This is a genomic window from Aquabacterium fontiphilum (assembly GCF_009909205.1).
GTDB classification, from domain to species: Bacteria; Pseudomonadota; Gammaproteobacteria; order Burkholderiales; family Burkholderiaceae_C; genus Aquabacterium; species Aquabacterium fontiphilum.
This window is the reverse complement of sequence record NZ_JAAAPN010000003.1, coordinates 170,474-192,956: the sequence shown is the minus strand read 5'-3', so window position 1 is coordinate 192,956 and position 22,483 is coordinate 170,474. Positions and strand designations below refer to the sequence as shown.

At 66.1% G+C, this 22,483-nt stretch carries 23 protein-coding genes; 7 read left to right on the top strand and 16 right to left on the bottom strand.

All coding sequences use genetic code 11. The annotated features are described in order from the left end of the window. The first annotated feature begins 199 nt into the window (after positions 1 to 199). Positions 200 to 931 (top strand): lysophospholipid acyltransferase family protein, encoded by a 732-nt coding sequence (locus GTZ97_RS04675; protein WP_161649365.1) that lies wholly within the window; start codon positions 200 to 202, stop codon positions 929 to 931. Positions 932 to 971: 40 nt separating this feature from the next. Continuing rightward, positions 972 to 2,210 (top strand): MFS transporter, encoded by a 1,239-nt coding sequence (locus GTZ97_RS04670; protein WP_201748162.1) that lies wholly within the window; start codon positions 972 to 974, stop codon positions 2,208 to 2,210. On the opposite strand, the gene GTZ97_RS04665 is transcribed toward GTZ97_RS04670, so the two are convergent. The 3 genes from GTZ97_RS04665 to GTZ97_RS04655 are packed head-to-tail and all read right to left on the bottom strand — an operon-like array spanning position 2,211 to position 6,747. Then, positions 2,211 to 3,035, bottom strand: a complete 825-nt coding sequence (locus tag GTZ97_RS04665; protein ID WP_161649362.1) for a proteasome-type protease — start codon at positions 3,033 to 3,035, stop codon at positions 2,211 to 2,213. Beyond that, complete coding sequence (mutS, locus tag GTZ97_RS04660) at positions 3,032 to 5,710, bottom strand: DNA mismatch repair protein MutS (RefSeq protein ID WP_236651017.1); 2,679 nt, start codon at positions 5,708 to 5,710, stop codon at positions 3,032 to 3,034. Before mutS ends, GTZ97_RS04665 begins: the two co-directional genes overlap by 4 nt. Positions 5,711 to 5,760: 50 nt before the next feature. Beyond that, positions 5,761 to 6,747, bottom strand: coding sequence for an inositol monophosphatase family protein (locus tag GTZ97_RS04655; RefSeq protein ID WP_161649360.1), 987 nt, complete (start codon positions 6,745 to 6,747; stop codon positions 5,761 to 5,763). Positions 6,748 to 6,925: 178 nt separating this feature from the next. Between GTZ97_RS04655 and GTZ97_RS04650 the strand changes: the two genes are divergently transcribed. Next, positions 6,926 to 7,699 (top strand): RNA methyltransferase, encoded by a 774-nt coding sequence (locus GTZ97_RS04650; protein WP_161649359.1) that lies wholly within the window; start codon positions 6,926 to 6,928, stop codon positions 7,697 to 7,699. Positions 7,700 to 7,800: 101 nt separating this feature from the next. Then, on the top strand, positions 7,801 to 8,601 hold the full coding sequence (gene cysE / locus GTZ97_RS04645) for a serine O-acetyltransferase (RefSeq protein ID WP_161649357.1): 801 nt from the start codon (positions 7,801 to 7,803) through the stop codon (positions 8,599 to 8,601). Between the two features lie 101 nt (positions 8,602 to 8,702). Here cysE and GTZ97_RS04640 read toward each other — a convergent pair whose 3' ends face one another. The 4 genes from GTZ97_RS04640 to yjgA all read right to left on the bottom strand — a co-directional run bounded on the left by GTZ97_RS04640 (position 8,703) and on the right by yjgA (position 11,992). Continuing rightward, a complete protein-coding gene (locus GTZ97_RS04640) occupies positions 8,703 to 9,485 on the bottom strand; it encodes an SDR family oxidoreductase (RefSeq protein WP_161649356.1) in 783 nt (260 codons plus the stop codon). 34 nt (positions 9,486 to 9,519) lie between these two features. Next, entirely contained in the window at positions 9,520 to 10,605 is a 1,086-nt protein-coding gene (locus GTZ97_RS04635) for a phosphotransferase family protein (RefSeq protein WP_161649354.1), read from the bottom strand. A gap of 176 nt (positions 10,606 to 10,781) precedes the next feature. Beyond that, positions 10,782 to 11,387, bottom strand: a complete 606-nt coding sequence (gene mog, locus GTZ97_RS04630; RefSeq protein WP_161649353.1) for a molybdopterin adenylyltransferase — start codon at positions 11,385 to 11,387, stop codon at positions 10,782 to 10,784. Beyond that, positions 11,384 to 11,992: a ribosome biogenesis factor YjgA gene (gene yjgA / locus GTZ97_RS04625; protein ID WP_161649352.1), complete on the bottom strand. Its 609-nt coding sequence runs from the start codon at positions 11,990 to 11,992 to the stop codon at positions 11,384 to 11,386. The genes mog and yjgA overlap by 4 nt, the downstream gene beginning before the upstream one ends. Positions 11,993 to 12,055: 63 nt before the next feature. Here yjgA and pmbA point away from each other — a divergent pair, with 63 nt between their 5' ends. The 3 genes from pmbA to GTZ97_RS04610 all read left to right on the top strand — a co-directional run bounded on the left by pmbA (position 12,056) and on the right by GTZ97_RS04610 (position 15,324). Further along, positions 12,056 to 13,468 (top strand): metalloprotease PmbA, encoded by a 1,413-nt coding sequence (gene pmbA / locus GTZ97_RS04620; protein WP_161649350.1) that lies wholly within the window; start codon positions 12,056 to 12,058, stop codon positions 13,466 to 13,468. Positions 13,469 to 13,572: 104 nt separating this feature from the next. Continuing rightward, positions 13,573 to 14,655 (top strand): TRAP transporter substrate-binding protein, encoded by a 1,083-nt coding sequence (locus GTZ97_RS04615; protein WP_161649348.1) that lies wholly within the window; start codon positions 13,573 to 13,575, stop codon positions 14,653 to 14,655. 204 nt (positions 14,656 to 14,859) lie between these two features. Next, entirely contained in the window at positions 14,860 to 15,324 is a 465-nt protein-coding gene (locus GTZ97_RS04610; protein ID WP_161649347.1) for a YbaN family protein, read from the top strand. 49 nt (positions 15,325 to 15,373) lie between these two features. Here GTZ97_RS04610 and GTZ97_RS04605 read toward each other — a convergent pair whose 3' ends face one another. The 9 genes from GTZ97_RS04605 to hda form a co-directional block, all read right to left on the bottom strand. After that, positions 15,374 to 16,867 (bottom strand): TRAP transporter large permease, encoded by a 1,494-nt coding sequence (locus GTZ97_RS04605; protein ID WP_236651016.1) that lies wholly within the window; start codon positions 16,865 to 16,867, stop codon positions 15,374 to 15,376. Between the two features lie 5 nt (positions 16,868 to 16,872). Next, positions 16,873 to 17,403 (bottom strand): TRAP transporter small permease subunit, encoded by a 531-nt coding sequence (locus GTZ97_RS04600; protein WP_161649344.1) that lies wholly within the window; start codon positions 17,401 to 17,403, stop codon positions 16,873 to 16,875. A gap of 29 nt (positions 17,404 to 17,432) precedes the next feature. Continuing rightward, positions 17,433 to 17,786 (bottom strand): protein tyrosine phosphatase family protein, encoded by a 354-nt coding sequence (locus tag GTZ97_RS04595; RefSeq protein ID WP_161649343.1) that lies wholly within the window; start codon positions 17,784 to 17,786, stop codon positions 17,433 to 17,435. 70 nt (positions 17,787 to 17,856) lie between these two features. Continuing rightward, the gene (locus GTZ97_RS04590; protein WP_161649342.1) at positions 17,857 to 18,303 is read right to left on the bottom strand and encodes a GatB/YqeY domain-containing protein; all 447 of its coding nucleotides are present in this window, start codon (positions 18,301 to 18,303) and stop codon (positions 17,857 to 17,859) included. 114 nt (positions 18,304 to 18,417) lie between these two features. Then, positions 18,418 to 18,630 (bottom strand): 30S ribosomal protein S21, encoded by a 213-nt coding sequence (gene rpsU, locus GTZ97_RS04585; RefSeq protein WP_161649341.1) that lies wholly within the window; start codon positions 18,628 to 18,630, stop codon positions 18,418 to 18,420. Between the two features lie 277 nt (positions 18,631 to 18,907). After that, positions 18,908 to 19,426, bottom strand: a complete 519-nt coding sequence (folK, locus tag GTZ97_RS04580; RefSeq protein WP_236651015.1) for a 2-amino-4-hydroxy-6-hydroxymethyldihydropteridine diphosphokinase — start codon at positions 19,424 to 19,426, stop codon at positions 18,908 to 18,910. A gap of 8 nt (positions 19,427 to 19,434) precedes the next feature. Then, complete coding sequence (gene pcnB, locus GTZ97_RS04575) at positions 19,435 to 21,024, bottom strand: polynucleotide adenylyltransferase PcnB (RefSeq protein ID WP_161649340.1); 1,590 nt, start codon at positions 21,022 to 21,024, stop codon at positions 19,435 to 19,437. Then, the gene (locus GTZ97_RS04570) at positions 21,021 to 21,689 is read right to left on the bottom strand and encodes a histidinol-phosphatase (RefSeq protein ID WP_161649339.1); all 669 of its coding nucleotides are present in this window, start codon (positions 21,687 to 21,689) and stop codon (positions 21,021 to 21,023) included. Before GTZ97_RS04570 ends, pcnB begins: the two co-directional genes overlap by 4 nt. Continuing rightward, positions 21,686 to 22,465 (bottom strand): DnaA regulatory inactivator Hda, encoded by a 780-nt coding sequence (hda, locus tag GTZ97_RS04565; protein WP_236651014.1) that lies wholly within the window; start codon positions 22,463 to 22,465, stop codon positions 21,686 to 21,688. Before hda ends, GTZ97_RS04570 begins: the two co-directional genes overlap by 4 nt. Positions 22,466 to 22,483 lie beyond the last annotated feature (18 nt).

Below are 22,483 nucleotides of genomic sequence, written 5' to 3'. Positions count from 1 at the left end.
GCAAAAGCGCCCGCTGGGAAGCGGGCGCTGCGGTGGTAAATCGGCATTATAGGCGCTGACCGGGATGAAAGGGTGTGCCGGCGTGTGCGATCTGCCCTGGTCGGCCGTATGATCGCGGCCGCATTCAGACAGAAACCCAGACAGGTTCGCAAACCTGCACCGTGGTGATCCTTCCCTGCCCCCGTCCCGTGGAGTGCCCGTGCTGTTCGCCGTGCGCATGCTGCTGCTGAGCGTGCATTTTGTTGTTGCCAGCCTGATCAACCTGATGATCGGGCTGTGTCGCCCATTCAACCCCGACAACACCCGTTTGTGTGCCCGTGTCTACGCCCTGCCTGCGCTGAAGATCCTGGGCGTGCGTGTGGTGACCGATACAGCCTTGTTGCGAGACCATGCGCGACCGGCGGTCATTGTCGGTAACCACCTGTCCAACTACGACCTGTTCGTATTCGGTTGCGTCGTGCCGGCTCGCACCGTCAGCCTGGGCAAGAAAAGCCTGAAGTGGCTGCCGTTGTTCGGGCAGATTTACTGGCTGGCCGGCAACGTGCTGCTCGACCGTGGCAACGCCCACGCCGCCAAGCGCGCGATGACCAGCCTGACGCAGACCATGCACGAGCGCGACCTGTCGATCTGGGTGTTTGCAGAAGGCACGCGCAGCCACGGTCGCGGCCTGGCCCCGTTCAAGAAGGGCGCCTTCCAGATGGCCATCAATGCAGGCGTGCCCATCGTGCCGATCTGCGGCAGCCAGTACGTGAACCACTGGAAACTCAACCGCTGGCACAGCGGCACGATCTACCTGCGCGCCCTGCCCCCCATCCCGACCACGGGGCTCACCCTGCAGGACATGCCCGCGCTGATGGCCTCGTGCCACGCCAGCATGGCCGAGTGCATCGCCGAACTGGATCGGCAGGCCGTGCAGGCCGCCCAGGCGTGAGGCACCACGGGCGCGACCGACGCATGACATGATGCCCGGCATGCCGTCGCCTCACACGCCCCTGCCCCGCGCGAGACAGGTCAGCCTGCTGGGCGCGCTCTACATGGCCCAAGGGCTGCCGTTCGGTTTTTTCACGCTGGCGCTGCCCGTGCTGATGCGCGATGCCGGTTGGTCACTCACCGCCATCAGCCTCTTGCAGTTTCTGGCCCTGCCCTGGGCGCTCAAGTTCATGTGGGCGCCGGTGCTCGACCATCACGGCAGCCGGCGCATGTGGCTCCGCCTGTTCCTCGGCTCGTCGTGCGTGATGGCGCTGGTGCTGTCGCAGCTGTCTCTGTCGTCTCAGACAAACATGCTGTTTGCGGCCGTGCTGCTGTTCAACCTGCTGGCCGCCTCTCAGGACGTGATCACCGACGGGCTGGCCGTGCGTCTGCTCGATGTGCGCGAACGGGGGCTGGCCAACGGGCTGCAGGTAGGGGGGTTCCGTCTGGGCATGATCCTGGGCGGCGGCGTGCTGCTGTGGGTGTTCGCGCGCACCAACTGGGAAACCATGTTTCTGTGCATGGCAGGCCTGCTGGCGCTGCTGGCCGTGCCGGCATGGTATCCGCCAGAGCCCGTGCGCGCCCTCGCCCCTCAGGCGCGCCCGCGCGGGATGGCGCTGAGTTGGGCCTGGCTGGAACGCGCGCTGACCCCCGGCATGCTCACCTTCGCCGTGCTGATCCTGGCCTATCGCTTCGGCGACCAGTTGCTCGGCTCGCTGACCGGGCCCTTCATGCGTGACCAGGACATCAGCAAGGAAACAATCGCGATGATGAAGGGCGTGGTCGGCTCGGGCGCCAGCTTGGTCGGGGCCTTCGCAGGCGGCTGGCTGGCCTTTCGCCTGGGGCGCCGGACAGCCCTGCTATTCAGCGGGCTCACACAGGCGCTGGCCTTCACCTGCTATGTGGCCGCGGCAGCGGGCTGGGGTGGGATGAACGCCCTGTGGGCCGCGACGGTGCTCGAAGGCATCTTTGGCACCATGGCCACCGTGGCGCTGTTCACCTTGATGATGGACGCAGCCGACCCTGCCCACGCCGGCACTGATTTCACCCTGCTGGCCTGCATGACCTCGCTGGTCAGCGGGCTGGCCAATCTGGTGGGCGGCGTGGTGGCCGATGCCTTCGGCTACCTGCCCACCTTCACGCTGGCGGCGGTGTCGTCCGCCCTGGGTTGCCTGGTGCTGGTGGGATGGCTGGACCGCCATCCCATTCACCCACGCATTGCGCAGGCCTGGCGCGGCTGATCAGGCGTTTGGCGCACTGATCTTGCTCAGCGGGTTCATGGCCTGCGGCTGGGCGGGCGCCCCGGCAGCAAGATCGGGCTGCTCGCCCGACCAGGTCGGCTCTGGAATCGAATCAAACACCTGGCGCAGGCGCTGCCCCCACGTCGTGCGAATCATGCGGAAATACGCGTTCGATTCGTCGATGTGGATGAGCTTGTCCACCTTCAGCGAGCCGGCCTCGTAGACCATCAAGTCCAGCGGCAACCCTACCGACAGGTTGGACTTGAGCGTCGAATCCATGGAGATCAATGCGCACTTGGCCGCTTCCTGCAGCGGCGTCTGAGGCGTCACGACGCGGTCGATCACCGGCTTGCCGTACTTCGACTCGCCGATCTGGAAGTAGCACACCCCGTCGATACCGGCCTCGACGAAGTTGCCTGCGGCGTAGACGTTGAAAAGGCGCATGGTCTCGCCATCAATTTGACCGCCGATGATGAGGCTGCAGTTGAAATCGATGCCGTGGCGCTTGAGTGCATCGGCGTCGCGCGCGTGCACCTTGCGCACGCAACTGCCCACGATGCGCGCCACATCGAACATGCTGTTGGCCGTCCAGATCGTGCACGGTTCGCCGTCCGAGCCCTCGATGGTTTCACTGCTCAGCAGCTGCTTGACCGCCTGGGTGATGGCCAGGTTGCCGGCTGACAGCAGCACCAGGACCCGGTCGCCTTCCTTCTCGTAGACCGTCATCTTGCGGAAGGTGCTGATCTGGTCCATGCCCGCATTGGTGCGGGAGTCGGACAGGAACACGAGCCCGGCATTGAGCCGCATGGCGACGCAGTAGGTCATGATGAGATCACCGATTTGAGTTTGTACAGCGCGTCCAGCGCTTCGCGTGGGGTCAGGGTATCCGGATCGATGCTGTCGAGCAACGACAGGGTGCGGGCCTCGGCCGGCGTCATGCCGTCTCCCAAGCCGCCAGATGGCGCGGCGGGCAGGCCATCATCCAGCGGCGCCACCACGGGCGCATCGATCTGGGCAAACAGGTCGATCTGCTGGTCCGACTGGCGCTGCTGCGCTTCGAGCGACTCCAGCGTCATGCGGGCCTGACGGATCAGGGCATGCGGCATGCCTGCAAGCCGCGCCACCTGCACGCCATAGCTGCGGCTGGCGGGGCCGTGCTGCAACTCGTGCAGGAAGACGATGTCGTCGCCCGACTCGGCCACGCCGACGTGCATGTTGAGCGCGCGAGGGTGCTTTTCGGGCAGGCGCGTCAGCTCGAAGTAATGGGTCGCGAACAGCGTGAAGGAGCGGTTGCGGTCGTGCAGATGGCTGGCGATGGCGCCAGCCAGGGCCAGGCCATCAAAGGTCGAGGTACCCCGGCCGATCTCGTCCATCAACACCAGCGAATGCTCGGTGGCGGTGTGGACGATGGCGGCCGCCTCGGTCATCTCCATCATGAAGGTGGACTGGGCATTGGCCAGGTCGTCGGCCGCGCCGATGCGGGTGTGGATGGCGTCGATAGGGCCGAGGCGGCACGCCGCTGCCGGCACGTACGAGCCCATGGCCGCCAGCAGCGCGATCAGCGCCACCTGACGCATGAAGGTCGATTTACCGCCCATGTTGGGGCCGGTGACGATGAGCATGCGGCGATTGGCGTCCAGGCGGCAATCGTTCGGAATGAAGCTGCCTGCGCCGGTTTCCTGCAGGCGCGCCTCGACCACGGGGTGGCGGCCGCGATCGATCTCGATGCACGGGTGGCTGCAGAACACCGGGCGGCTCCAGCCCAGCGTCGCTGCACGTTCGGCCAGCGCGGCCAGCGCGTCCAGGCTGGCCAATGCGCGGGCCAGTCGCCCCAACACAGCCAGATGCGCTTGCAGAAAGTCGATCAGCTGTTCGTACAGCAGCTTCTCGCGCGCCAGCGCGCGCTCTTGTGCCGACAGGGCCTTGTCTTCGAACGCCTTCAGCTCGGGCGTGATGAAGCGCTCGGCGTTCTTGAGTGTCTGACGGCGCTGGTAGTCCAGCGGCACCTTGTCGACCTGCCCCTGCGTGACCTCGATGTAGAAGCCATGCACCTTGTTGAACTGCACACGCAGGTTGCCGATGCCGGTGCGCGCGCGCTCGCGGGCCTCAAGATCCAGCAAAAAGGCGTCGCAGTTCTGCGAAATGGCGCGCAACTCGTCCAGATCGGGGTCGAAGCCGGTGGCGATCACGCCACCGTCGCGCAGCAGCACCGCCGGTGTCTCCAGCAGCGTAGCGGCCAGGCGCTCGCCGATGGCGGCGTCGGGATGAAGTGCAGTGTGCAGTTGGGCCAGCAGCTCGGCACCTTGCGGCACGCGCCGGGCCAGATCGGGCAGTTTGGTCAGCGTGTCGCGCAGGCCTGCCAGCTCGCGCGGGCGCACCTGGCGCAATGCGATGCGGGCGGTGATGCGCTCCACATCGCTGACTTCGCGCAGGGCCTCGCGCAGTGCATCAGCCCCTTCATCCAGCGACGCGGGCGCCAGCAAAGCCGCCAGAGCATCGTGGCGGGCAGTAGCCAGCGCACGGTCGCGCGGCGGCTGGGTCAGCCACTGCCGCAAGGTGCGGCTGCCCATGCCGGTGCGGCAGGTGTCGAGCAGCGACAGCAGCGTGGGCGCGTCTTCGCCGCGCAGGGTCTGGGTCAGCTCCAGGTTGCGCAGCGTGGCGGGCGGCAGCTCCAGCAATTCGCTCGCCCGGGGCACCTCCAGGCTGCTCACGTGAGCCAGCGCCCGCCCTTGCGTGTGCTCGGCGTAGCTCAGCAGCGCTGCGCCGGCCGCGTGGGCCAGCGCCAACTCTTGCGCGCCATAGCCCTGCAGCGAGGCCACGCCCAGTTGCTCGCATAGTTTGCGCAGACCCAGGCCGGCATCGAACTGCCAGCCGGGCCGAGGCGTCAGGGCCACTCCCTGCCGCGATGCCGACAGCAGGCCTTGCAGGGCCTGAGGCGTGCGCTCACGGTCGAACAGCACCTCGGCCGGCTGCAAGCGGGCCAGCCAGCCGCCCAGCTCGCGCTCACTGCATTCGGTCACACCCAGCCGACCGCTGGACAGGCCCAGCCAGGCCAGGCCGCAGGGCGCGACCGCATCGGCCGCGCGACCGCGCTTGCCCAGCACCACGGCCAGCAGCAGCGCGTCAGCGCGCTCGGACAGCAGCTCGCTGTCGGTCAAGGTGCCAGGCGTGACCACCCGCACCACTTTGCGCTCGACCGGGCCCTTGCTGGCCCCGACCTCACCCACCTGTTCGCAGATGGCGACCGACTCGCCCAGCCGGATCAGCTTGCCCAGATAGGTCTCGACCGCATGCACCGGCACGCCGGCCATCACGACCGGCTCTCCAGCCGACTGGCCGCGCACCGTCAAGGTGATGTCGATCAGCCGATTGGCCTTGCGGGCATCGTCGAAGAACAGCTCATAGAAATCCCCCATGCGGTAGAACACGAGGGTATCCGGGTACTCGGCCTTGATGCGCAGGTACTGCTGCATCATCGGCGTGTGCGCGCTGAAGTCCATCTGCGACGGTCAGGAGAACGTGGGGCACGGGCCTGGACGGCCCGCGTCGGTCAGAACGGGGCGTCGTCGCCGCGGGTGTCGGCGTCTGCAGCCGGTGCAGCCTTGGCCTTGAGCACACGGCGGGCGGGCGCTGCGGCCGGTTCGACTGACTCAGCTGCTTCGGCCGCCTGCTGCAGGGCCGCCTCGGGCGTCACGGCCTCGTCCTCGGCTGCGGGCGCGTCATCTTCCTTGATCACCCGGGTGTAGGGCGCCAGCGTCTTGACCAGCTGGCCATAGATGCGCGGCGTACCGGCCACGATCTCGCGCTGGTAAAGGTAGTCCGGCTCGCCGGTGAAGTTGCCGACCAGGCCACCAGCCTCGGTGATGATTAGCGCGCCCGCGGCCACATCCCAGGGGCTCAAGCCGGTTTCGAAGAAACCGTCGTAGTAGCCGGCCGCCACGTAACACAGGTCGAGCGAGGCCGCGCCCGGGCGGCGCAGGCCGGCGCACTGCACCATCACGTCTTCAAACATGCGCATGTAGCGCTGGAAGTTGTCGCCCTTGCGGAAGGGGAACCCCGTGCCGATCAGCGCTTCCAGCATGCGCGTGCGCTTGGAGACACGGATGCGGCGGTCATTGAGGAAAGCGCCCTTGCCCTTCGAGGCATAGAACAGATCGTTGCGGGTGGGGTCATAGACCACCGCCTGCTGCACCTGACCACGGAAGGTCAGCGCGATCGACACCGCGTAGACCGGGAAGCCGTGGATGAAGTTGGTGGTGCCGTCCAGCGGATCGATGATCCAGACGTAATCGCTGTGCTTGGCGCCTTGGGCGCGCCCAGACTCTTCGGCCAGGATGCCGTGGCCAGGATAGGCCTCAAGAATGGTGGCGATGATGGCTTCTTCAGCTGCACGGTCCACCTCGGTGACGAAGTCGTTGTGCGACTTGGCGGTGACCGTGAGACGCTCGATGTCCAGCGACGCCCGGTTGATGATCGCCCCCGCGGCACGAGCCGCCTTGATGGCGATGTTGAGCATGGGGTGCAGGGTTTGAGACATGAGAAACCTTCGAACCAGAACAAAACGCCGCAGCCCCCGACGCGATGCGGGCGCAACGGACAAAAACGAACGGCCACCCGGCGTCTAAACCGGCGGACAAACGGGCGCAGCAGTGAACAAAGAGCGAGAATCGCGCATTGTATCCAACGGGGGCCGCGCTGTGCACCCCCATGCACGCATGCCTGACGTGACCGATCTGCCAAACCGCCAGAACTTGAACCCGAAACCAGACCCGACCCGCTTCATCCTGATCGACACCAGCCACCCGGGCAATGTGGGCGCGGTCGCGCGGGCCATGAAGGTCATGGGATTTTCAGATCTGGTGCTGGTGCGCCCGCGCTTTGCGGACGTGCTTACGCAGGAAGAAACCGTGGCCATGGCCAGCGGGGCGGCAGACATCCTCGTACGAGCGCGCGTGGTGGATACGCTGGAGGCCGCGCTCGACGGCGTGACTTTCGCCCTGGCCACGGCCATGACCCCGCGCGACTTCGGCCCACCCACGCTCACGCCGAGGGAAGGCCTGGCCCGACTGGCCCAGGCCGAGCCGTGCCATCGTCTGGGCTTCGTGTTCGGCAGCGAGCGCCACGGCATGGCCAATGAAGACGTTTACCGTTGCCACGCCGTGATCAGCATCCCGACCGCCCCGGATTACGGCTCACTGAACCTCGCGCAGGCCGTGCAGGTTTTGGCCTACGAATGGCGGCAGGCCCTCGGGGGCTTCCCCGTCGAACCCCGTACGCCCGACGCCAGTCTGGCCGATGCCCAGGCCATCCAGGGCGTGCTCGCCCACTGGCAAGACACCTTGGTGAAGATCGGCTTTCTGGACCCGGACAGCCCCAAGAAGCTGATGCCGCGCCTGAACCAGTTGCTCAACCGCGCCGAGTTGCGTCAAGAGGAAGTGCACATCCTGCGAGGCATGGCCCGTGCCATCCAGGCCAATCGAAGCCGTTGAAACGCCAGCACCGGCCTGCGCCACGCAACCCGCCTGCGTCTGCGCCCTTTGCGGGCCCGCTACACTGAAGTGCTGAACACAAGAACGCCCTGCCCCGCGCCATGCTCTTTGCCCGTCTGAGAGAAGACATCGCCTGCATCCTGGACCGCGACCCCGCTGCGCGCACATCCTGGGAGGTGTTGACCTGCTATCCAGGTCTGCACGCGCTGACGATGCATCGCTTCGCGCATTGGTGCTGGACGCATGGCTTCAAATGGCTGGGTCGCTGGGTGTCGCACTGGTCGCGCTTTTTCACCGGCATTGAAATTCACCCAGGGGCCCGCGTCGGCCGCCGGGTGTTCATCGACCACGGCATGGGCGTGGTCGTGGGCGAAACCGCAGAGATCGGCGACGACTGCACGATCTACCAGGGCGTCACGCTGGGCGGCACCTCGCTGTCGAAAGGCGCCAAGCGCCATCCCACGCTCGGCAAGGGTGTGATCGTCGGGGCCAATGCCCAGGTGCTGGGCGGGTTCACCGTGGGTGATGGCGCACGGGTCGGCTCCAACGCCGTCGTCACCAAGCCGGTGCCCGAAGGGGCCACGGCCGTGGGCAACCCGGCGCGCATCATCGTGGCCAAGCAGCAGGTGCTCGACGAAAAGCAGGCCGAGCGCGAGGCGGTGGCGGCCCGCATGGGCTTTTCGGCTTACGGCGTGACCGAAGGCGATGACCCACTGTCCCAGGCCCTTCGGGGCATCATCGACAACACGGCGGGCCACGAGCACCAAATCGCCCTGTTGTGGCAGGCGGTCGAGAAGCTCGCCGCCTGCGCCCAGAGCGACCTCGGGCGCGACTGCATGCCGCAGGACGCCCAGAAGACCGAAACCTTCAACGCCGACGAGCTCAACCGGCTCGTAAAATGAATACCGCCAGCGCGACGCTGGGCCCGACAACCCGATGGCCTCGGCAGCCCTGACGACAAAGCCCGCACATGCGGGCTTTGTGCTGTCTGCGCGCGACTGTGTCAGGCCAACAAGTAGCCGCCGTCCACGTTCAGGCAGGTGCCCGTGGTGTAGCTGGCGGCGTCCGAGACCAGGTACAGCGCCGCGCCCGCCATCTCCGACGGATCGGCCACGCGGTTCATCGGCACGTGGGCGAGCACGGTCTTGAGGATCATCTCGTTGCTGGTCAGCGCCGAGGCGAACTTCGTGTCCGTGGCGCCCGGTAGCAGCGCGTTCACCCGCACTTTCATCGGCGCGCACTCCTTCGCAAAGGCGTGCGTCATGGAGATCACGGCCGCCTTGGTGATGGAGTAGATGCCCTGCAGCATGCCAGGGATGATGCCGTTGACCGATGCCACGTTCACGATCGAGCCGCCGCCGTTCTTGGCCATCAGCTTGGCGCCGCGCGAACACATGAAGAAGTAGCCGCGGATGTTGACGTCCACCGTCTTCTGGAAAGCGCCCACATCGGTATCGGTGATGTGACCGAAGTACGGATTGGCCGCGGCGTTGTTGACCAGGATGTCCAGCCGACCGAACTCTTTTTCAATCGCCGCGAAGGTGGCATCGATCTGCTCCATCTCGCCAATGTGACAGGCCAATACAGACGCTTTGCCGCCGGCCTCACGGATGGAAGCCGCCACGGCCTCGCAGGGCTCGGCCTTGCGGCTGGAGATGATCACGTGCGCGCCCTGTGCGGCCAGCAGGCGCGCAATGGCCTCGCCGATGCCGCGGCTGGAGCCAGTGACGAGGGCGACCTTGCCGGTCAGGTCAAACGGGTTCTTGAGGTTAAACGGGGTGGTCATGGTGCAGATAAACGAGCGAGGGTGAGCGGCGTGATCAGAGCTTGGACTGGGCGATGATGCCCAGGCAGCGCTGCTCCAGGTAGCTGACAAACGGGCCGAAGGTGGCGAACGCCGGGTTGCGGGCGTTGCCCTCCTTGAAGCGCTTGTAGATCTGCTGCGCGATGCCGGCCAGGCGGAAGAGGCCATAGACCGTGTAGAAATCGAAGTTGTCGACGCTGAAACCGGTCTTCTCGGCGTAGTAGCGGATCACCTCGTCGCGGGTCAGCATGCCCTTGGCGTTGGTGGGCTGACGCCGTGAGCCCTTCATGAACATGTCGTCGTCGGCCTGCACCCAGTAGGCCAGCGAGCTGCCCAGATCCATCAGCGGATCGCCCAGCGTCGCCATTTCCCAGTCCAGCACGCCGATGACCTTCAGCGGATCGTTCGGATCCAGCACGACATTGTCGAAACGGAAGTCGTTGTGGATCAGGCGGATGGCCACTTCCTGCTTGGGCTGCTTCTCGGCCAGCCAGGCCATGACCTGTTCGAAATCGCCCACGTCATCCGTGCGCGCCGCGCGATAGCGCTTCGTCCAGCCTTCAACCTGCCGGGCCACGTAGCCCTCACCCTTGCCGAGGGTGTCCAGTCCTGCTCGGGCCGGATCCAGCTTGTGCAACTCGACCAGCGTGTCCAGCACGTTCAGGCACAGCTGCCGCGTTTTCGCCTCGTCCAGCCCCAGCTCAGGCGAGAGGTTCTGGCGCGGGATGTAGCCTACCAGCCGCTCCATCACATAGAACGGCGCACCGATCACCTCGGTGTCTTCGCAGATGGCGTGGATCACCGGCACCGTGGGGTACACCGGCTTGAGCTTTTGCATGATCTGCGCCTCGCGCACCACGTCGTGGGCCGACTTGGCGATGTGCCCGAAGGGCGGCCGGCGCAAGATCAGATCGATGTTGGCATAGCGCAGCAGGTAGGTCAGGTTCGATGCCCCGCCTGGAAACTGCTGCACTTCGGGGAGGCCTTCAAGCTGCATCCCCTGGGTCTGCAGGTAGGCCGTCACCTTGGCGGCATCCACCTCTTCGCCAGTGCGTACCTGGCCGGCCTGGTCGATCAGTTGTTCGTTGTGCTTGTCGCTCATCGGCGATGGTCTCCTCTGTTGGGCGAAACCGCACGACCGGCCCCGCGCATCCGAGCGCATCGAACCGACCCCGCGTCAGCGAACTAGTGTAGAAACCCGCCGCAGATGAATCAACTGCATTATCTGCATGCAGGCTGATGCATTCAGCGAATGACCCGCCCGACGCTCCCCGACGCTCACGCCTGCACAACCCGCCGAGCCGACTTTGGCCGAAACGCCTCACACACGCGCGGATCGGTCTCGATATAAGGCCCGCCGATCAGGTCGATGCAATACGGCACGGCAGCGAAAATGCCCGGGACGATGCTGCGGCCCTCAGCATCCCGCAGGCCTTCGAGCGTTTCCGCGATGGACTTCGGCTGCCCGGGCAGGTTCAGGATGAGTGCCTGCTTGCGGATCACCGCTGTCTGGCGTGACAGGATGGCGGTCGGCACAAAGCGCAGGCTGATCTGGCGCATCTGCTCGCCAAAGCCAGGCATCTCTTTGTCGGCCACATCCAACGTGGCCTCGGGCGTGACATCGCGTGGCGCCGGGCCGGTGCCCCCAGTGGTCAGCACCAGATGGCAGTCGGCATCGTCCACCAGCTCGCGCAGGGTGTCGGCGATCAAGGCCCGCTCATCGGCAATCAGGCGCGGCACCCAGCTGATCGGGTTACGAATGGCCCGCCCCAGCCAGTCCTGCAGTGCCGGCAGCCCCTTGTCTTCGTAGACGCCCGTGCTCGCGCGGTCGCTGACGGAGACCACGCCGATGCGCACGGCATCCAAGCCCGAGGCAACCGTCATGGCGCACCCTCGTCATCCGCCCCGCGCTGCGAGGCAGCTTGCGCCTGCGCGTCAGCGTCAGCCAGCGCCGATTTGATGAACTGAAACAACTCGCGGAAGGCGCGGCCGCTGCGCTGCTCGGGTGCGGCTGCCGCATCCTTGCGGGCGTTGCGGATCAGCGTGCGCAGGCGCTGCACGTCGGTGTCCGGGTGCTCGGCCAGCCACCGATCAAGCCCCGAGCGCTCTTCGGCCAACAGATCCGCGCGCCAACGCTCGGCCTGGTGCAGCGCCAGCGCATTGCGGGCGTGGCCAAGCTGGAAGACGGCTACAGCCTCACGCAGCGGCTCAGGGTCGACATCGCGCATCAGCTTGCCAATGAACTGCATTTGGCGGCGGCGGCCCTCGCCGGCCTTCATCTTCTTGCAGTCGGCAATGGCCTCGCGCAGGCGATCCGGCATCGTCAGATCGTTCAGGTGACTGTCTGGCAGGCCGAGCAATTGTTCGCCCAGGGCCTGCAGTTCATGGCTGGCGCGCTTGAGTGCGCTGCGGCTGGGGCGCCCTTGGCTGCCGTCTTCGGCGTCGTCCAGTGCGTCCCGCCCGTCGTGGTCGTGAAGGTGTGCGTTCATGTCCTCGCTATGATACGAGGCCCAGTGCGGCATTCAGCCGCTCCACCCGCCTTGCCGCACCCCATGCCCGCACACAAGTCGACACGCCCCACCGCCCCCCGCACAGCCAATACCGGGCCCTCCCACGGCTTTGCCTACAGCCAGGACGCCTTCCAGCAACTGGTCGAGGACGCATTGACGCTGGCACGCAAGCTGGGGGCCACCGACGCGGCGGCCGAAGTCTCTGAAGGCATGGGTCTGTCGGTTTCGGTGCGCAAGGGCAAACTCGAAAACGTCGAGCGCAACCGCGACAAGACCATTGGCGTGACGGTCTACGTCGGCCAGCGTCGCGGCAACGCCACCACCTCCGATTTCTCTTCCGAGGCGCTGGCGCAGACGGTGCGCGCGGCCTACGACATCGCGCGCTACACCGCCGAAGACCCGGCCGCCGGCCTGCCCGACCCGACCGATCTGGCCACGGGGCGCGCGGCCAAACGCGATCTGGACCTCTTCCACCCCTGGGCCATCGATGCCGAAGGTGCAGCCGAACTGGCCCGCCGGTGTGAAGGGGCGGCGATGTCGGTCGACGGCCGCATCACCAACTCCGAAGGCGCAGGTGTCTCGGCACAACAATCGCACTTCTTTGCCGGCAACACCGCCGGCTTCCGTGGCGGCTACGCGAGCTCACGGCATTCGCTGTCGGTCTCGCCCATCGCCGGTCGCGGGCGCGACATGCAACGCGACTTCTGGTACACCTCCGAGCGCGATGCCCGTGACATGGCCTCGCCCGAAGCGGTGGGCCGCTATGCCGCCGAGCGGGCGCTGTCGCGCCTGAAGTCACGCAAGATCGCCACCTGCGAGGTACCGGTACTGTTCGAGAACACGCTGGCCGCCGGCCTGCTCGGCGCCTATGTGCAGGCCACCAGTGGTGGCGCGCTGTACCGCAAGGCCAGCTTCCTGCTGGACAGCCTCGGTGAGCCCATTTTCCCCAAGCACGTCGACATCGTCGAAGACCCGCACATCCCCAAGGGTAAAGGCAGCGCGCCCTTCGATGACGAAGGGGTCGTGACGCGCAAGCGCCGCGTGGTGCGCAACGGTGTGGTGCAGGGCTACTTCCTGTCGAGCTACTCCGCACGCAAGCTCGGCATGCAGACCACCGGCAACGCGGGCGGCTCGCAAAACCTCTTCATGAGCAGCCAGCTCACGCAACCCGGCGACGACCTGGACGCCATGCTCAAGCGCTTGGGAACGGGACTGTTCGTGACCGAACTGATGGGCCAGGGCGTGAACTATGTGACGGGCGACTACTCGCGCGGCGCGGCCGGCTACTGGGTCGAAAACGGCGTGATCCAGTACCCGGTACACGAGATCACCATCGCTGGGCACCTGCGCGAGATGTTCCAGCAGATCGTGGCCATCGGCGCCGACGCCTACACCTACGGCAGCAAGACCGTGGGCTCGATGCTGATCGAGCGCATGAAGGTGGCCGGTCACTGACGAACGGCCCCGCCCCCGGGTAAGTCCGCCCCCTGCAGGAGGTGGACCCATGACGGCGCTCCCTAGAATCCTGCGCATCGCAGACCGATTTTCAGGAGCCCCCTATGGAACGCCGTTCCTTTCTTCACCACGCTGGCATCGCCGGTGTGCTGGCCGCCGGTACCGCACCCGCCATCGTCCATGCACAGACTCAACTGCGCTGGCGCCTGGCCTCGAGCTTTCCCAAGTCGCTGGACACCATCTTCGGCGCAGCCGACGTGTTCGCGCAGAAGGTCTCCGAGATGTCAGGCGGCAAGTTCCAGATCTCGGTGCATGCCGGTGGCGAGCTGATGCCCCCGTTCGGCGTGGTGGATGGCGTGCAGTCGGGCAGCGTCGAGATGGCGCACACCGCCCCCTACTACTTCGTCGGCAAGGACGAGACCTTCGCCATCGGGTGCACCATCCCGTTTGGTCTCAACTCGCGCCAGATGTCGGCCTGGATGTACGAAGGCAACGGCCTCAAACTGATGCGCGAGTTCTACGCCAAGTACAACATCGTGAACTTCCCAGGCGGCAACACCGGCGCGCAGATGGGCGGCTGGTACCGCAAGCCCGTCAAAAGCCTGGCCGACATGAAGGGGCTGAAGATCCGCATTGGCGGCTTTGCCGGCAAGGTGATCGAGCGACTGGGCGCCGTCCCGCAGAACCTGCCGGGCGGCGAGATTTACCAGGCGCTCGAAAAAGGCACGATCGACGCGGCCGAGTGGGTGGGCCCCTACGATGACCAGAAGCTGGGCTTCCACAAGGTGGCGCCGTTCTACCACTTCCCCGGCTGGTGGGAAGGCGGTCCGCAGCTGGACTTCTTCATCAACAGCAAGGCCTACAACGCGCTCAGCGCCGAGTACAAGGCCATGATCGAGGTCGCCGCCTCGCAGGCCCATGTCGAGATGCAGGCCCGCTACGATGCCCGCAACCCCATCGCGCTCAAGCAGCTCGTGGCGGCCAAGACCCAGCTGGTGCAGTTCCCCAAACCGGTGCTGGATGCGGCCTTCAAAGCCTCGATGGACATCTACGCCGAGCTCAACGAGAAGAATCCGGCCTGGCGCAAGGTGTATACCGATTACGCCAAGTTCCGCGCCGACCAGAACATGTGGTTCCGCTTCACAGAGGCCACCTACGACCGCTACATGCAGGCAGCCAAGCTCTGACCGCGCGATAGCCTGTGGCCATGAGCGCCACAGGCAGGCCGTATTGGACGGCCTCGCCAGGCGCGCTTACAGTGAGAACGTCACGGTTGCAACGCCCCGGGAGGTGCATCGGGCTCAAGCCCGGGCACATCAGGGTCGATCACGGTGACGACATGGGCTGAACGGTGTCATCATGGGTTCAGCCGCTTATCTGGAGCGCAGCACATGGCCTCAGCATCCTTGAGCACACAACGGGCGGTCCGCCGCCCGCATGGGATCCGTCCCGCCGTGGCCCGCATGGGTGGCCGGGACTGGGGCGAGCGCGCCCTGCAGCAGACCTGGCGCAGCCTCGGCGCCCTCTTCTTCGGCATCGGCGTCATCAACGCCTTCCTGCCGGTCATGCCCACCACGGTCTTCCTGCTGCTGGGCTTGTGGGCCTACGGTAAGGGCGACCCGCGTATGCGCAACCGCCTGCTGGCCCATCCCCGCTTCGGCCCGACGCTGCGCCTGTGGGTAGAAAAGCGCCAGATCAGCCGCAAAGGCAAATTGGCTGCGATTGCCGGCATTGCCGGCAGCGCGGCCGTCACAGCCGTGATGCTCGGCCCGCGCCCCCTGCTGTGGGGCATCGTGGGCGGACTCGCCGTGCTGTCGCTGTATCTGGCCACGCGGGCAGAGCCCGAAGCGGCCTGACATTCACCCCGGACATTCGCCCAACGCTTACCTGGCGCTCACCTGACGCTCACCTGACGTCAAGCGCGCCATCCGACGTGCCGCCAGGGGCAGCCTCCGTCCCATCCTCACCAGGCTCTGTGGGCAGCGAGAGCGGGTCCCCACCCATGTCCTCGATCTGCATGTCGATCGTGACATCGTCCACATTGACCGCTGCCTCCTTGTCGAGCCAGTAGGTCACCGACTCGGGCCAGAAGATCAGCACCGCCACCAGCAGCAGCTGCATGGCCAGCCAGGGGATGGCGCCCAGGTAAATATCCCGCGAGGCAATCGGCTGCGAAATCGCTCCGCTCTTGTGAATCTGGTCGGCCACCCCACGCAGGTAGAACAGCGCAAAACCGAACGGCGGGTGCATGAAGCTGGTCTGCATGTTGACGCACAGCAGCACGCCGAACCAGACCAGATCGATGCCCAGGGCCTGCGCGACCGGGGCCAGCAGCGGCACGACGATGAAGGCGATCTCGAAGAAATCGAGAAAGAACGCCAGGAAGAAGATGAACAGGTTTACCGCGATCAGGAAGCCCACCGGGCCACCGGGCAGGTCGCCCAGCATGTCCTCGATCCAGACGTGGCCGTCCACCCCCTGGAACACCAGTGAGAAGACGCTCGAGCCCAGCAGGATGAAGATCACCATGACCGTGACCCGCATGGTGGACTGCATGGCTTGCCAGATCAGCGTCGTGTTCAGGCGCCGGTGCAGGGCCGCCAGGACCATGGCGCCCACAGCGCCCATGGCGCCCGCCTCGGTCGGGGTGGCCAAGCCCATGAAGAGCGTGCCCAGCACCAGAAAAATCAACGCCATCGAAGGCAGCATGCCCCACAGCACGCGGCGCATCAGCGGCCAGCCGCGCTGCGTGCGCGCGGACTCCGGCAACGGCGGCACCCACTGCGGGCGCATCAGGGCCACCAGCAAGGTAAAGCCCAGGAAGATGGCGATCTGAAGCAGCGATGGACCGATGGCGCCGAGATACATGTCGCCGACCGAACGACCCAGTTGGTCAGCCAGGATGATCAGCACCAGCGACGGCGGAATGACCTGGGTGATGGTGCCAGAGGCAGCGATCACGCCCGAGGCAAACCGCATGTTGTAGCCCGCACGCATCATCACCGGCAGGGCAATCACGCCCATCGCGATGACGCTGGCCGCCACCGTGCCGGTGATGGCACCCAGGATAGCGCCCACCACGATCACGGCAAAGGCGATGCCGCCCGGAAATCGCCCGAACAAGTGGGCGGTGCCCTCGAGCAGGTCTTCAGCCAGACCGCAACGCTCAAGGATGGCTCCCATGAATGTGAAGAAAGGGATGGACAGCAGCAGCTCGTTGGAGAGGATGCCGAACAGCCGCAGCGGCAGGTTGGCCATGAAGGCCTCGGGAAAGTAGCCCTGCGAGACGGCATAGAAGCCAAAGCCCAGACCCAGGCCGCCCAGCGTGAAAGCCACCGGAAAGCCCACCAGCATGGCCAGCACCAGGCTGGCGAACATGACGGGCGCCAGCATCTCCATGCCGCTCATTGCATGGGCCTCTCGTAATTCAGATTCAGCTCACCGTCGCCACGCAGAAAAACCACGCGCCGAAACAGTTCGGCCAGCCCATGAAGCGCCAGCCATGCAAAGCCCAGGGGGATGGCGGCCTTGATGGGCCACCGGATCAAGCCTCCGGCGCTGGGCGACATCTCACGCTGCAGGTAAGCATCCCAGGCAACCGGCCACGACAACCAGGCCACGATGGCGCACAGCGGGATCAGCACGCACAGCAGGCCCAGCGCGTCGATCCAGGCCTTGGTGCGAGCCGATCGCCCGCCATAAAGCACGTCGACCCGCACATGTTCGTTGAGCTTGAGCAGCAAAGGCGCACCGAGGAACACTGCCATGCCGAACAGATACCACTGGATCTCAAGCCAGGCATTCGAGCCTACGCTGAAGGCATAGCGCGCCACAGCCACGCCCGCGCTGATGAGGCAAGCCAGCAGCAGGGCCCACGCTGCCCCAAGCCCGCCCAGCCGGGCCAGCGCATCCATCAAACGAATGTAGTGCTGCATGCCTGCCTTGTCACCGTGGCCATCGCCACTCAGTCCTCAAGCGAGACGGCCTGCATGTAGAGCTTGGTCGAGCGGGCTCCGCTGCGGCAGAACATCAGCAGGGGGCGCGGTAAGGTCTTGAGCAAAGCAGCGCACTGCGCAATCTCTTCGGGCGACTGGTATCCGCCCTGAACCGGAAGGTGGGCATAGGCCAGGCCGGCAGCCACCGCGGCGGCTTCGACATCTGCGCTGCGCGGCTGGTCAGGGCCGCCTTCGAGATCGGGACGGTTGTTCATCACCGACTTGAAGCCGGCCTCGGCCACGGCTGCCATGGCCTCCGGGGTCAGCTGCGGAGCGGCGTAGACGTCTTCGGCAATGGGTTGCAGGGTCACGGATTGGCTCATGGCGGCTCCAGAAAGTGAAGTGGCGGAGTGGTTGGCGATCAGAGGTAGCGTATCAGCCCGATGCGTCGTGTCAGCCAGCCAGCGTCGCCTTGACGGCAGCGGAAACCAGCCCCATGTCGGCCTGGCCTGCCAGACGCTGCTTGACCACGCCCATGACCTTGCCCATGTCGCCAGGACCGCTGGCGCCCAGCTCGGTCACGATGGCTTGCACGGCTGCCTGGATCTCCTCGGCGCTCAGGCGCACGGGCAGGTAGGCTTCCAGCACAGCGATCTCGGCTTTCTCCTTGTCGGCCAGATCCGCCCGGGCGGCAGCCTCGTATTGCTGGGCCGCGTCCTTGCGCTGCTTGATGAGCTTGTCGACCACCGACACCACGGCCGCGTCATCAAGCGTGATGCGTTCATCGACTTCCTTTTGCTTCATGGCAGCCAGCAGCATGCGGATGGCGCCCAGGCGTTCGGTTTCCTTGGCGCGCATGGCGGCCTTCATGTCTTCGGTGATGCGGTCTTTGAGGCTCATGGTCGAAACAATGAAAAGGGCTCGTGAAAAAGCAAAAGCCCGCATGGGCGTCCCCGCGCGGGCTCAAGGTGTCAAGCAGGGGCCAAACTGGCCTGCCCGCCCGGCAACCGCCGATCAGTACATCTTCTTGGGCAGTTGCATGCTGCGCACGCGCTTGTAGTGGCGCTTGACGGCGGCAGCCTTCTTGCGCTTGCGCTCGGCAGTGGGCTTTTCGTAGAACTCGCGAGCGCGCAGTTCGGTCAGCAGACCCAGCTTCTCGATGGTGCGCTTGAAGCGGCGCAGGGCCACGTCAAACGGCTCGTTTTCCTTGACACGGATGGTCGTCATTCGGTTTCGCTTTCAATGTGAATGCATTCAACGGGCTTGAGCATGGCCTGGACGGACCGTTGCGACCGCTTCCCTCACAGTCTTGCCGTGCACCCTCATCCCGTGAGGGTGGTGCGGGGTTCAGCCCGTTTTCCGTTTCCGCGGAGGAAAACGGCCCGAACTGCCCGTGGCAGAAAATGTGCCCGAAAGCCGGCTGCATCCGGCCTGCCGGCAGGCGGTGCATGCGTTCATGCAACAAGCCCAACCAACAAAGCCCGCGATTATACCCCGATATTGTTCAATACTCCAGCGGGCCCAAGCGAAAAATGCCCTGCTCTCCCGCCAGCGATTGGCACAGCGCATCGTCTGGCCACGCCAGATCCGGCAAATCGCGCGCGGGATCACGTCCCAGTGCAGCCAGCACCTCGGCCAGCGGGCACAGCACAAAAGCCCGCCGCAACATCCGTGGGTGCGGCAAGGTCAGCCTGACGGTATCGCAATGCAGCCCGCCATACCACAGCAGGTCCGCGTCCAGCGTGCGCGGCGCATGGCGGAAAGGCCGTGTACGGGCTGCGCCCTGCTCCAGCCCTTGCAGCACCGACAGCAACTCCTGCGGTCCCAGCGTCGCCGTCACGGCCACCACGGCATTGAGGTAATCCGGCCCGCCAGCGTCCACGGGGCGCGTCTGGTAAAGGCTGGAGACCGCATCGACCTGCACGCCGGGCGTCTGCGCCAGCGCACGCACGGCATCAGCCAGTGCCTGGCGCACGTCGCCCAGGTTGCCCCCCAGGCCCACATAACCTTGCCAGGACGGCATGCCCACCATCATTCGCCGTCGCCGCCCGCGGCGTCTCCACCGCCCGCATCGCCCCGCCCGCCTTCGCCGGAAGGCTTGCGCCGACGGCGGCGTCGCTTGCGTGCCGGCGCGAGTGCCCCGCCTTCGCCCTCAGCCTCTGAGGCGCCCGGATGGCCTCCCCCCTGGGCGCGCCCCACTCGACGCATCGCCTCCTGCTCGCGCGCCTCTTGCAACAACTGGCGTCGCTCGCCGTCATCAGCGAGCGAAAACCGCTCCCACCAGTCGGCCAGCGCCGTCTCGGCCTCGCCTGCCTGCGCCCGCAAACGCAGAAAGTCGAAGCCGGCTCGGAACCGCGGCTGCTCGACCAGGGTGAACGGCCCGTTGCCGACACGTCGGTCGAAACGGGGCTGCATGGACCAGATCTCGCGCATGTCGGCGCCGAGCTTGCCTCGGCCCGAAATGTCGCCGACGCGGGCATTGAACACCTCATCGATGGCCGACTGCAGCGCCGGGAAGGCGGGCTCGCCCTGCGCCTGGTAGCGCTGCCAGTGCGCCAACACGTCGTGCCACAGCAGGCAGGCCAGCAGAAAGCTGGGAGCCACCGGCTTGTCTTCTGCCACACGGCGGTCGGTGTCGGCCAGCGCGAGCTGCACGAAGCGGTCTCGCCCCGGATGGCGGCGCGACTCGTCGAACACGGCATCCAGAATCGGGAACACACCCCGGTCGAGCCCCTGCTTGCGCAACTCGGCCAACGAGGCCTGTGCATGACCAGTCTGCAGCAACTTGACCATTTCGTCGAACAGGCGCGACTGCGGCACGTTCTCCAGCAGGGCGGCCATCTCACGAATGGGCTCGCGGGTACGCGGGTCGATGTCGAAGCCCAGCTTGGCTGCAAAACGCACGACGCGGATGATGCGCACCGGATCCTCGCGGTAACGCGTGGCCGGATCGCCGATCATGCGCAGCACGCGCTTCTTCGCATCCTTGATGCCGCCGTGGTAGTCAACGACCACGCCCGTGTGCGGGTCGTAGTACATCGCGTTGACGGTGAAATCGCGGCGGGCTGCGTCCTGGTCCTGCGGACCCCAGACGTTGTCGCGCAGCACGCGGCCGCTGGCGTCCACCACATGCGACTTGTCGGCGAGTTCGCGCTTGGAGGTCTTTTCGTTGCCCGCCACCTGCTCGGCCGCATTGGGGTCGAGGTAGGCGCGGAAGGTCGAGACTTCAATGACCTCGTGCTCACGCCCCCGGCCATAGACCACATGCACGATGCGGAAGCGCCGGCCGATGATGAACGCCCGACGGAACAAGGCCTTGACCTGCTCGGGCGTGGCGTTGGTGGCCACGTCGAAATCCTTGGGACGATGCCCGAGGATGAGGTCGCGCACGGCGCCGCCCACGATGTAGGCCTCGTAGCCGGCCTCCTGCAGGGTCTCGACCACCCTGCGGGCGCGGTCATCCAGCAGGTTCGGGTCAATGCCGTGCTCGCTCTGCGGCACATCCACACGCTTGCCGACGGGGATGCGCGGCGCGCGTGCGGCGCGGGCGCCCGTCGCGGCGCCGCTGCGCATGGCCGCGGGGCCCTTGCCCAGGATCTTGTTGATGAGGGTTTTGATCATGCAAACAAACGAAGGATCGGCCAGCCGCGCTCTTGCGCCACGGCTTCCAGCGAGGGGCTGGGGTTGGTGGCGACCGGGTGGCTGGCGCGCTCCAGCAAAGGCAGGTCGTTGGGGGAATCGCTGTAGAAGCTGATCCGCTCGAAATCGGACCACTGCCGGCCCAGGCCAGCCAGCCATTGTTCCACACGCGTGATTTTGCCTTCTCTGAACGACGGAACACCGTCGATCGAGCCTGTGACGCGGCCGTGCGGATCCCGTGCCAGTCGCACGGCCAGCAGATGCGGCACATCGAACGCATCGGCGATGGGCTGCGTCACGAACTCGTTCGTAGCGGTGACGATGGCCAGCAGGTCACCGTCCATGCGGTGGCGCTCGACCAGCTCACGCGCCTGAGGCTGAATGGCCGGCAGGATCACCTCTTCCATGAACGCCTGCTGCAGCGCCTGCTGCGCGGCGACATCGAGTTCGCGCCACACGCTGGTGGTAAAGGCAATGTACTCATCCAGCACCAGGGTACCGTCGCAGTACTGCTGGTAGAAGCCGTCGTTGCGACGGCGGTAGTCGTCGGGGTCGACCAGCCCTTGCCGAATGATGAACTCGCCGAATTCGTGGTCCGAATCCAGCGGCAAGAGGGTGTGATCCAGATCGAACAGACACAGATTCATGGGGTCTCCAGAGACAACACCTGACGCACCAGCGGCACGGTGACCGGCCGATGAGCAGACAGGGCATAGGCGTCCAGCTGATCCAGCAGGCGCATGAGCGCGCTCAGGTCCCGGCTGTGACGCGCGAACAGGTAATTGAGCACTTCATCGGGCAAGCCCAGCCCGCGGCGCTCGGCCTCCTGAGCCAACACCTGCCGCACCCCCGCTTCATCCAGCGGCGCAAGGTGAAACACCCACCCCCAGCCCAGGCGCGTACGCAGGTCGTCGCGCACCGGCAGATCGACAGGCGGGGCATGGCCCGCTGCAGCCACGTGCAAGGGCCCGCCCTCTTCGGCCGCGCGAGAGGCCGATCCGGCCGATTCGATGAACAGGTTGAAGGCCAGATGCTGCTCGTCAGGGTGCAGCGCACCGCAGTCGTCCATCAGCGCCAGCGTAGGCGCTTCAGGCGCGTGGCCGTCCCACATCTGACAGCTGCCCGGCGCCAGCCAGATGGCGCCCCAGCCCTGTGCAAGGGCCCGGGCGAGCAAGGCGCGCAGCAGATGTGTCTTGCCACTGCCTTCGGCCCCCCAGAGATAGACGGGAGACGGTGCCTGACCGGCCGGGGGCCAGGCGGTCAGCCAGCTCACGGCGTCGCCGTTGCTGCCAGCCACATAGCTCGACAGGGTCTGGGGGCGCTCCGGGCCCAGGTCCAGCGGCAGTTGCCGCATGGCGGGCGCGGGGGCACCTGCCCAGATGGTCACGGGACGATCAGCAGGCGCGTCGGGGGCCATCGCCATGGTCATCGAGGACACGAA